Genomic DNA, 9,467 nt, shown 5'->3' with positions numbered 1-9,467 from the left:
CGCGCGCCAGGCCGGCACCGCGGCCGCGGCCGCCACCGCCGCCTCCGCGGCGGGCGAGGGGCAGGGTGTGATCCAGGTGCTCAGTGGCGCCAACGCCGGGCGCGAGCTGCCGCTCACCAAGTCGCTCACCACGCTCGGCAAGCCGGGGCGCCAGGTCGCGGTGATCACGCGCCGCCCGCACGGCTACTTCATCACCCACGTCGAGGGGGCGAGTTTTCCGCTCGTCAACGGCAGGGCGATCGACGCCCAGGCGCGTCCCCTGCGCGACCACGACATCATCGAGATCGCGGGCGTCAAGATGGAGTTCTTCCTGCGCGCCTGAGGGGCCGGGGAGGGCGTGACATTCTCCCGCGCGGCCGGCGCGCGGTCGGTGCTAAGGTTTCGCATGGGTTTGCACGGTGGCCTCCGGCCGCCGCGGACGCGGATGACGGAGGCCATGAAGCTCAAGGTGCTGGGGTGCAGCGGCGGAATCGGCGGGGCGCAACCGCGCACCACCTCGTTCCTGCTCGACGACGACATCCTGATCGACTGCGGGACGGGCGTCGGCGACCTGACGCTGGACGAGCTGGCGCGGATCGACCACGTCTTCCTCACCCATGCGCACCTCGACCACATCGCCGCGCTGCCGCTGATGATCGACTCGGTGGGCGAACTGCGCCAGGCGCCGGTGCAGGTGCATGCGACGCCCGAGACCATCCGCATCCTGCACTCGCACATCTTCAACTGGCTGGTGTGGCCCGATTTTTCCGCGATTCCCGACCACCACCAGCCCTTCATGCGCTTCCATCCGATCCACGTCGGCGAGCGCCGCGATTGCGGCGGGCGCGGCATCACCGCGCTGCCTGCCCGCCATACCGTCCCCGCGGTGGCCTACCGGCTCGACAGTGCGCACGGGCAGCTGGTGTTTTCCGGAGATACCGCCTACTGTCCCGAGCTGATCGAGGCGATCAACGACTGTCCGCAACTGCGCCACCTCATCCTCGAGACCGCCTTCGCCGAGGAACAGCACGGGCTCGCCGTGGCTTCGCGCCACCTCTGCCCGAGCATGGCGCGCGCGGTGCTCGACGAGATCCGCGGCACGCCCGAGATCCACATCAGCCACCTCAAGCCGGGCGTCGGGCAGCGCATCATCGACCAGCTCGGGGCCTGCGCGCCCGGACGACCGCTGCGCGCACTCGGTCGCGGCGACCTCCTGGAGTTCTGATGCGGGTACCGGGCGCGGCGCGGAATCCGCTACCTTGCATGCCACCGCTCGCCCCCGGGCGTCTCCATCCCGAGGAATCCTCATGAACACCTCCGTGTCCAGCGCCGTCACGCACCGTCTCGCCTTCTTCAAGGGCTTGCAGACGCTGACCAACCGCATCCATGCGAGCAAGGACACCGACGAGATCATGCTCGAGCTCGCGCCCGAGCTGTGCTCGCTGTTCGAGGCCGAGCGCTTCACCATCTACGCGCTGGAGGAGGGCGGGGCCTCGATCGTCACCCGGGTCAAGACCGGGCTGAGCGGGGTGCAGAGCATCCGCCTGCCGATCGGCGAGAACAGCATCGCCGGCTTCGTCGCGCTCAGCGGCCAACTGGTCAATATCCGCGACGTGTACGACGACGAGGAGCTGCGCCGCATCTCGCCGCACCTCGCGCTGCGCCGCGAGGTCGACGCCAGCACCGGCTTCCACTCGCGCCAGATGCTGGTCGCGCCCATCCGCGATCCCGACACCGGCAGCCTGCTCGGGGTCGTGCAGCTCATCAACACGCTCAACCGCGAACCCTTCTCCAAGATGACCGAGGAGGGGCTGATGGGGCTCGCACAGACGCTCGGCGTCGCCTTCCTGCGCCACAACCGCCAGGCCGGGCGCCTGCGTTCGCGCTTCGAGGCGCTGGTGGTCGATGGCCGCATCACCGCCGAGGAGTTCGCCGACGCCACCCGCGAGGCGCGCGAGAGCGGGGCGGGCACCGAGAACCTGCTGATCGAGCAGCTCGGCCTCAGCCACGCCGAACTCGGCGCAGCGGCCTCGCGCTATTTCGGCGTGCCCTATCAGCCCTTCGTCGCCAACCACGTCAAGCCGATGGACCTGCTGCGCAACATCAAGCGCGAGTTCGTCGAGCGCAGCCTGTGGCTGCCCTGGGAGGAGAACCCCGAGGGCGTGGTGATCCTGTGCGTCGACCCCGAGCAGGTGCGCAGCTCGGGCGTGGCGCAGAACGTGCTGCCGAAGAAGCGGCTGACCTACCGCGTCACCACCCAGCGCGACTTCGAGCTGACGGTCGAGCAGTTCTTCGGTGTGACCCTGGACGACGCCTCGGTCTCGGACCTGCTGTCCGGTCTCGACGATCACGAGGAGGACGCCCTCTCGCTCCGGGACGAGGTCAACGCCGCCGCCGACAACGAGCTCGTCAAGCTGGTCAACAAGATCATCATCGACGCCTATCGCCAGGGCGCCTCCGACATCCACATCGAGCCCCGCCCGGGCAAGGAGAAGACCCAGATCCGCTTCCGCAAGGACGGCTCGCTGGTGCCCTACATCGAGATCCCGGCAAGCTACCGCAACCCGCTCGTCACCCGCATCAAGATCATGTGCGACCTCGACATCTCCGAGCGCCGCAAGCCGCAGGACGGCAAGATCCGCTTCCGCAAGTTCGCCCCGGTCGACCTGGAGCTGCGCGTGGCCACGCTGCCCACCCAGGGCGGCATGGAGGACGTGGTGATGCGCCTGCTCGCGCACAGCGAGCCGATCCCGATCGACCAGCTCGGCCTGCTGCCCTTCAATCTCGAGCGCCTCAAGAGCGCGATCGCCAAGCCCTACGGCATCTTCTTCGTGTGCGGCCCCACCGGCTCGGGCAAGACCACCACGCTGCACTCCATCCTGAGCTACATCAACACCCCGGATACCAAGATCTGGACGGTCGAGGACCCGGTCGAGATCACCCAGAAGGGCCTGCGCCAGGTGCAGGTCAACCGCAAGGCCGGCATCGACTTCGCCACCATGATGCGCGCCTTCCTGCGCGCCGACCCGGACGTGATCATGGTCGGCGAGATGCGCGACCACGAGACCGTCTCGGTCGGCATCGAGGCCTCGCTGACCGGCCACCTGGTGTTCTCGACCCTGCACACCAACAGCGCGCCCGAATCGGTCGTGCGCCTGCTCGACATGGGCATGGACCCGTTCAACTTCGCCGACGCGCTGCTCGGCGTGCTCGCCCAGCGCCTGGCCAAGCGCCTGTGCCTGAAGTGCCGGGTACCCTACCGCGTCGGCGAGGACGAGCTCGCCAGCCTGCTCGACGAATATTGCGAGGACATGCACCTGACCCCGGACTTCGCCGCCGACCCGAAGACCGCCCGCGAGCGCGTGCTGGGGCGCTGGCGCGAGGCCTTCGGCGACAAGGACGGCGGCTTCAGGCTCTACCGCGCGGTCGGCTGCGAGCACTGCAACCAGGGCTACAAGGGGCGGGTAGGCCTGCACGAGCTGATGCTCGGCTCCGACGCGATCAAGCGCCAGATCCAGTCGCGCGGCCGCGTCGACCAGATCCTCGGCCAGGCGCTCGCCGAAGGCATGCGCACGCTGCGCCAGGACGGCATCGAGAAGGTGCTCGCCGGCATCACCGACATGAAGCAGGTGCGCAAGGTCTGCGTGCGCTGAGCGCGGCAGGGGCGGCCGATCGGCGGGGCGCGGGTTAGAATCCGCGCTGCCACCCGCACCGGAGCCCACCATGTACCGCATCGCCCCCAGCCTGCTGTCCGCCGACTTCGCCCGCCTCGGCGAGGAGGTCCGCGACGTCATCGCCGCCGGCGCCGACTGGATTCACTTCGACGTGATGGACAACCACTACGTCCCCAACCTCACCATCGGCCCGCTGGTGTGCGAGGCCATCCGCCCGCACACCTCGGCGCCGATCGACGTGCACCTGATGGTGAAGCCGGTCGATCGCATCGTGCCCGACTTCGCCAAGGCCGGCGCCAACGTCATCACCTTCCACCCCGAGGCCTCCGAGCACGTCGACCGCACGCTCGGGCTGATCCGCGACGCCGGCTGTCAGGCCGGCCTGGTGTTCAACCCGGCCACACCGCTCGACTGGATGGACCACGTCATGGACAAGCTCGACGTGGTGCTGCTGATGAGCGTCAACCCCGGCTTCGGCGGGCAGAAGTTCATCCCCGAGACCCTCAACAAGCTGCGCGCCGCGCGTGCCAGGCTGGACGCCTACGAGGCGCGCAGCGGTCGCCGCATCCTGCTCGAGATCGACGGCGGGGTGAAGACCGACAACATCGCCGCGATTGCCCGCGCCGGAGCCGACACCTTCGTCGCCGGCTCCGCGGTATTCGGTGCCGCGAAGGCCGCCGATCCGCACCGCTACGACTCGATCCTGGGTGCGCTGCGCGCCGAGCTCGCCGCGGTGCAGGCATGAGGATGGACGCGCGCTTCGCGCCGCGCGCGGTGCTGTTCGACCTCGACGGCACCCTGCTCGACACCATCGCCGACCTCGCCGACGCCGCCAACCTCATGCTCGCCGAGCTCGCCCGCCCGGCGCGCAGCCTGGAGGAGATCCACAGCTTCGTCGGCAAGGGCATTCCCAACCTGGTGCGGCGCTGCCTCACCGAGGGCACGCACGCCGATGAGGACGAGATCGACTCCGCCGTGGCCGTGTTCCGCCGCCACTATGCTGTGGTCAACGGCGCGCGCACGCGCATCTACCCCGGGGTCGGCGAACTGCTCGAGCGCCTGCGCGGACACGGGCTGCCGCTGGCGGTGGTCACCAACAAGGCCGAGGCCTTCACGCTGCCGTTGCTCGAGCGCATGGCGATTGCGCACTATTTCGACGCCGTGGTCAGCGGCGACACCTTGCCGGTCAAGAAACCCGACCCGGCGATGCTGCACCTGGCCTGCGCGCGCCTCGGCGTGGCCGCCCGGCAGGCGCTGATGGTCGGCGACTCGGCCAACGACGCCTTCGCCGCGCGCGACGCGGGCATGCCGGTGCTGCTGGTGCGTTACGGCTACAGCGAAGGCATGCCGGTGGACAGCATCGAATGCGATGGGCTACTATCGAACGCACTCGAAGTGCTGGACCATATCGGTCCTGCATAGGCGCAAACCGGCGGCAGGGGCGGCGCAATCCCTCGCAATCCCGCTGCGGGCTCGCAAGGTCCAGTGGCTGCGCCGGCGCCCTTTCATCCGCCCTCGTCCGTCTCTCCACCAACGACTTCATCGTGATGCTCGCACCCCGGGATCGCCTGTTCTCCGCCTCGTCCTCCGCCCAGCCCGACTGGCGCGGCGGCTGGCGTTGGCCTTTGGGCCACTGAACGCGACCTCCCCCTGCGGGGCCCGCCGCGCACGCTGCGCGACGCCTTCCCCGCCCGCTGCAAGCCCTTCCGATCGATCCGTCCCACGTGGAGCCCCCATGCTCGAACACGAATTCAACGCCCTCGCCGCCGAGGGCTACAACCGCATCCCGCTCACCCTCGAGACCTTCGCCGACCTCGACACCCCGCTCTCCATCTACCTGAAGCTCGCCAACGAGCCCTACACCTACCTGCTCGAATCGGTGCAGGGCGGCGAGCGCTTCGGGCGCTATTCCTTCATCGGCCTGTCCTCGCCCACCCGCATCGAGGTCTATGGCCGCTCCGCCCTGCTGCTCACCGGCAACCGCCTGGTCGAGCGTCGCGACTACGGCGACCCGCTCAACTTCGTCGCCGAGTTCATGAACCGCATCAAGGTGCCGCCGCGCCAGCACCTGCCGCGCTTCGCCGGCGGTCTGGTGGGCTGTTTCGGCTACGACACCGTGCGCTACATCGAGCCGCGCCTGGCCAAGACCGAGAAAGCCGACACCGTCGGCACGCCCGACATCCTGCTGCTGCTGTCGGAAGAGGTCGCGATCGTCGACAACCTCAGTGGCAAGCTCACCCTCGTCGTCTATGCCGAGCCCGAGGTGCCGGGCGCGTACAAGCGCGCGCAGAGGCGCCTGCGCGAGCTCCTCGCCCGCCTGCGCGAGGCGGTGGCGATCCCCGAGGAGTTCCGCGGCGAGTCCGCCGAGCCGGTGTCGAGCTTCGGCGAGGAAGCCTTCAAGGACGCGGTGCGCCGCGCCAAGCAGTACATCGTCGACGGCGACCTCATGCAGGTCGTGCTGTCGCAGCGCATGAGCAAGCCCTACGCCGCCAGCCCGATGGCGCTGTACCGCGCGATCCGCTCGCTCAACCCCTCGCCCTACCTGTTCTACTTCAACCTCGAGGACTTCCACGTCGTCGGCGCCTCGCCCGAGATCCTCACCCGGCTCGAGGACGACGTCGTCACCGTGCGTCCGATCGCCGGCACCCGCAAGCGCGGCGCCACCCCGGCCGAGGACCTTGCGCTCGAACAGGAACTGCTCGCCGATCAGAAGGAGATCGCCGAGCACGTGCAACTGCTCGACCTCGGCCGCAACGACGCCGGCCGCGTCTCCGAGGTCGGCACGGTCAGGGTCACCGAGCGCTTCACCGTCGAGCGCTACTCGCACGTGATGCACATCGTCTCCAACGTCGAAGGCAAGCTGCGCGAGGGCCTCGACGCGCTCGCCGTGCTGCGCGCCACCTTCCCCGCGGGCACCGTGTCGGGCGCGCCCAAGGTGCGCGCGATGGAGATCATCGACGAGCTCGAGCCGGTCAAGCGTGGCATCTACGCCGGCGCGGTGGGCTACCTCGGCTTCCATGGCGACATGGACCTGGCGATCGCGATCCGTACCGCGGTGGTGAAGGACGGCCAGATCCACGTCCAGGCCGGCGCCGGCATCGTCGCCGACTCCGACCCCGACGCCGAGTGGAACGAGACCCAGAGCAAGGCGCGCGCGATGCTGCGCGCCGCCGAGATGGCCGAAGGCGGACTCGACACCCGCTTCTGAGCGCGGCGCCTGCGCCGCCCTCCGTCCACCACGCCTCGATACTGGCGATGCCCGCGCGGCGCGCGGCTTCGCGAAGGGAAAGACCATGCTGCTGATGATCGACAACTACGACAGCTTCACCTACAACCTCGTGCAGTACTTCGGCGAACTCGGCGCCAAGGTCAAGGTGTATCGCAACGACGAGATCACCCTCGAGCAGATCGGCCGCCTCGCGCCCGAACATCTCGTCATCTCGCCCGGGCCGTGCTCCCCGGCCCAGGCCGGCATCTCGGTGGCGGCGATCAAGGCCTTCGCCGGCAAGCTCCCCATCCTGGGCGTCTGCCTCGGCCACCAGAGCATCGGCGAGGCCTTCGGCGGGCGCGTCGTGCACGCGAAGCGCCTCATGCACGGCAAGACCTCGCCGGTGCATCACATCGACCAGGGCGTCTTCCGCGGCCTGCCCAACCCGCTCACCTGCACGCGCTACCATTCGCTGGCGATCGAACGCGCCAGCCTGCCCGATTGTCTGGAAGTGACGGCGTGGACCGAGGACGGCGAGATCATGGGCGTGCGCCACAGGACGCTCGACGTCGAGGGCGTGCAGTTCCACCCCGAGTCCATCCTCACCGAGTGCGGCCACGCGCTGCTGAAGAACTTCCTCGACCGCGGCGCCAGCCAGCCGGCGGCCGCCTGAAACGAAAGCTGCGAGAGCCCCATGACCACGATTACCGCCCAGCAAGCCCTGCAACGCACGATCGAGCACCGCGAGATCTTCTTCGACGAGATGCTCTCGCTGATGCGCCAGATCATGGCCGGCGAGATCTCCCCGGTGATGACCGCCGCCATCCTCACCGGCTTGCGCGTCAAGAAGGAGACCATCGGCGAGATCACCGCCGCCGCCACGGTGATGCGAGAGATGTCCACCAAGGTCGTGGTCGAGCCGCCGCACGACCACTTCCTCGACGTCGTCGGCACCGGTGGCGACGGCGCCAACACCTTCAATATCTCCACCACCACGATCTTCGTCGCCGCGGCCGCCGGCGCGCGCGTCGCCAAGCATGGCGGACGCGGGGTGTCGTCCAAGTCGGGCGCGGCCGACGTGATCGAGGCGCTCGGCGTCAACCTGGATCTCACCCCGCAGCAGGTCGCCGAGTGCATCGAGGCCACCGGCATCGGCTTCATGTACGCGCCCGCCCACCACAGCGCGATGAAGAACGTCGCCCCGGTGCGGCGCGAGATGGGTGTGCGCACCATCTTCAACATCCTCGGCCCGCTCACCAACCCGGCCGGCGCGCCCAACACGCTGATGGGCGTGTTCCATCCCGACCTGGTCGGCATCCAGGCGCGCGTGATGCAGCGCCTCGGCGCCAACCACGTGCTGGTGGTGCATGGCCTGGACGGCATGGACGAGGTCAGCCTGGGCGGTGCCACCCTGGTCGGCGAGCTCAAGGACAACAAGGTCGTCGAGTACGAGATCCACCCCGAGGACTTCGGCCTCGCCATGGCGGGCAGCCGCCAGCTGCGCGTCGAGGACGCCGCCGAGTCGCGCGAGGTGCTGCTTGGCGTGCTCGACAACCGCCCCGGCCCGGCGCGCGAGATCGTCGCCTTCAACGCCGGCGTGGCGCTGTACACGGCCAACCTGGTCGACACCATCGGCGCCGGCATCCTGCGTGCGCGCGAGATCATCGAGAGCGGCGCCGCGCGCGCCAAGCTCGACGAGTTCGTGCGTTTCACCCGGCAGTTCGGGAGCGGCCGATGAGCGACATCCTGCAGAAGATCTGCGCGGTCAAGGTCGAGGAGGTCGCCGCCGCCGCCGCCGCGCGGCCGCAGTGTCTGGTGCGCGAGGACGCCGCGGCGCAGCCGCCCGCGCGCGATTTCGTCGGCGCGATCCGCGCCAAGCACGCCGCCCGCCGTCCCGCGGTGATCGCCGAGATCAAGAAGGCCAGCCCCTCCAAGGGCGTGATCCGGCCCGACTTCCACCCCGCCGAGATCGCCGCCGACTACGAGCGCGCCGGCGCCGCCTGCCTGTCGGTGCTCACCGATCGCGGCTTTTTCCAGGGCGCGCCCGAATACCTCCAGGCTGCACGCGCCGCCTGCCACCTGCCGGTGCTGCGCAAGGACTTCCTGGTCGATCCCTACCAGGTCTTCGAAGCGCGCGCGATGGGGGCCGACGCCATCCTGCTGATCGCCGCCTGCCTCGACCTGGCGCGGATGCGCGACATGGAGCAGCTCGCGGTCGAGCTCGGTATGGCAGTGCTGGTCGAGGTGCATGACGCCGCAGAGCTCGAGCACGCGCTGCAGCTCGACACCCCGCTGATCGGCATCAACAACCGCAACCTGCGCAGCTTCGAGGTCTCGCTGCAGACCACGCTCGACCTGTTGCCGCGCATCGCCAGCGGCGCGGCGGGCCGCATCGTGGTCACCGAGTCGGGCATCCTGAAGCCCGAGGACGTCGCCCTGATGCAGGCCAATGCGGTGCACACCTTCCTGGTCGGCGAGGCCTTCATGCGTGCGCCGCATCCGGGCGCCGAGCTGCAGGCACTGTTCGGCCGCTGAGGCGCCCGGGTGAGCGCGCACGACCACGACGCCTCGCCCGCGCCCGCCGCGCCGCCACGCCGGCGCCGGCT

At 69.5% G+C, this 9,467-nt stretch carries 9 protein-coding genes; all 9 read left to right on the top strand.

The features are described 5' to 3' along the window. Positions 1 to 322, top strand: a 322-nt coding sequence (locus C665_RS16230; protein WP_004322785.1) for an FHA domain-containing protein, incomplete at its 5' end; no start/stop codon positions are given. A gap of 114 nt (positions 323 to 436) precedes the next feature. Next, the gene (locus tag C665_RS16225; protein WP_004322784.1) at positions 437 to 1,204 is read left to right on the top strand and encodes a 3',5'-cyclic-nucleotide phosphodiesterase; all 768 of its coding nucleotides are present in this window, start codon (positions 437 to 439) and stop codon (positions 1,202 to 1,204) included. 82 nt (positions 1,205 to 1,286) lie between these two features. Then, a complete protein-coding gene (locus C665_RS16220) occupies positions 1,287 to 3,632 on the top strand; it encodes a GspE/PulE family protein (protein ID WP_004322783.1) in 2,346 nt (781 codons plus the stop codon). A 70-nt stretch (positions 3,633 to 3,702) separates the two neighbouring features. After that, positions 3,703 to 4,398: a ribulose-phosphate 3-epimerase gene (gene rpe, locus C665_RS16215; RefSeq protein WP_004322782.1), complete on the top strand. Its 696-nt coding sequence runs from the start codon at positions 3,703 to 3,705 to the stop codon at positions 4,396 to 4,398. Continuing rightward, complete coding sequence (locus C665_RS16210; protein WP_040829465.1) at positions 4,395 to 5,075, top strand: phosphoglycolate phosphatase; 681 nt, start codon at positions 4,395 to 4,397, stop codon at positions 5,073 to 5,075. The genes rpe and C665_RS16210 overlap by 4 nt, the downstream gene beginning before the upstream one ends. 313 nt (positions 5,076 to 5,388) lie before the next feature. After that, positions 5,389 to 6,861 carry an anthranilate synthase component I gene (trpE, locus tag C665_RS16205; protein ID WP_004322780.1) on the top strand — a complete coding sequence of 491 codons (1,473 nt, stop codon included), beginning with the start codon at positions 5,389 to 5,391 and terminating at the stop codon, positions 6,859 to 6,861. 85 nt (positions 6,862 to 6,946) lie between these two features. Continuing rightward, positions 6,947 to 7,534 (top strand): aminodeoxychorismate/anthranilate synthase component II, encoded by a 588-nt coding sequence (locus C665_RS16200; RefSeq protein ID WP_004322779.1) that lies wholly within the window; start codon positions 6,947 to 6,949, stop codon positions 7,532 to 7,534. Between the two features lie 21 nt (positions 7,535 to 7,555). Further along, positions 7,556 to 8,599: an anthranilate phosphoribosyltransferase gene (gene trpD, locus C665_RS16195; protein ID WP_004322778.1), complete on the top strand. Its 1,044-nt coding sequence runs from the start codon at positions 7,556 to 7,558 to the stop codon at positions 8,597 to 8,599. Next, positions 8,596 to 9,396: an indole-3-glycerol phosphate synthase TrpC gene (gene trpC / locus C665_RS16190; RefSeq protein ID WP_004322777.1), complete on the top strand. Its 801-nt coding sequence runs from the start codon at positions 8,596 to 8,598 to the stop codon at positions 9,394 to 9,396. The genes trpD and trpC overlap by 4 nt, the downstream gene beginning before the upstream one ends. Positions 9,397 to 9,467: the final 71 nt, after the last annotated feature.

The organism is Thauera aminoaromatica S2, assembly GCF_000310185.1.
GTDB classification, from domain to species: Bacteria; Pseudomonadota; Gammaproteobacteria; order Burkholderiales; family Rhodocyclaceae; genus Thauera; species Thauera aminoaromatica.
This window is presented reverse-complemented; position numbering and strand designations above follow the sequence as displayed.

Coding starts and splice junctions, on each gene's coding strand:
- C665_RS16225 (WP_004322784.1), top strand. CDS start 437: ATGAAGCTCAAGGTGCTGGGGTGCAGCGGCGGAATCGGCGGGGCGCAA.
- C665_RS16220 (WP_004322783.1), top strand. CDS start 1,287: ATGAACACCTCCGTGTCCAGCGCCGTCACGCACCGTCTCGCCTTCTTC.
- rpe (WP_004322782.1), top strand. CDS start 3,703: ATGTACCGCATCGCCCCCAGCCTGCTGTCCGCCGACTTCGCCCGCCTC.
- C665_RS16210 (WP_040829465.1), top strand. CDS start 4,395: ATGAGGATGGACGCGCGCTTCGCGCCGCGCGCGGTGCTGTTCGACCTC.
- trpE (WP_004322780.1), top strand. CDS start 5,389: ATGCTCGAACACGAATTCAACGCCCTCGCCGCCGAGGGCTACAACCGC.
- C665_RS16200 (WP_004322779.1), top strand. CDS start 6,947: ATGCTGCTGATGATCGACAACTACGACAGCTTCACCTACAACCTCGTG.
- trpD (WP_004322778.1), top strand. CDS start 7,556: ATGACCACGATTACCGCCCAGCAAGCCCTGCAACGCACGATCGAGCAC.
- trpC (WP_004322777.1), top strand. CDS start 8,596: ATGAGCGACATCCTGCAGAAGATCTGCGCGGTCAAGGTCGAGGAGGTC.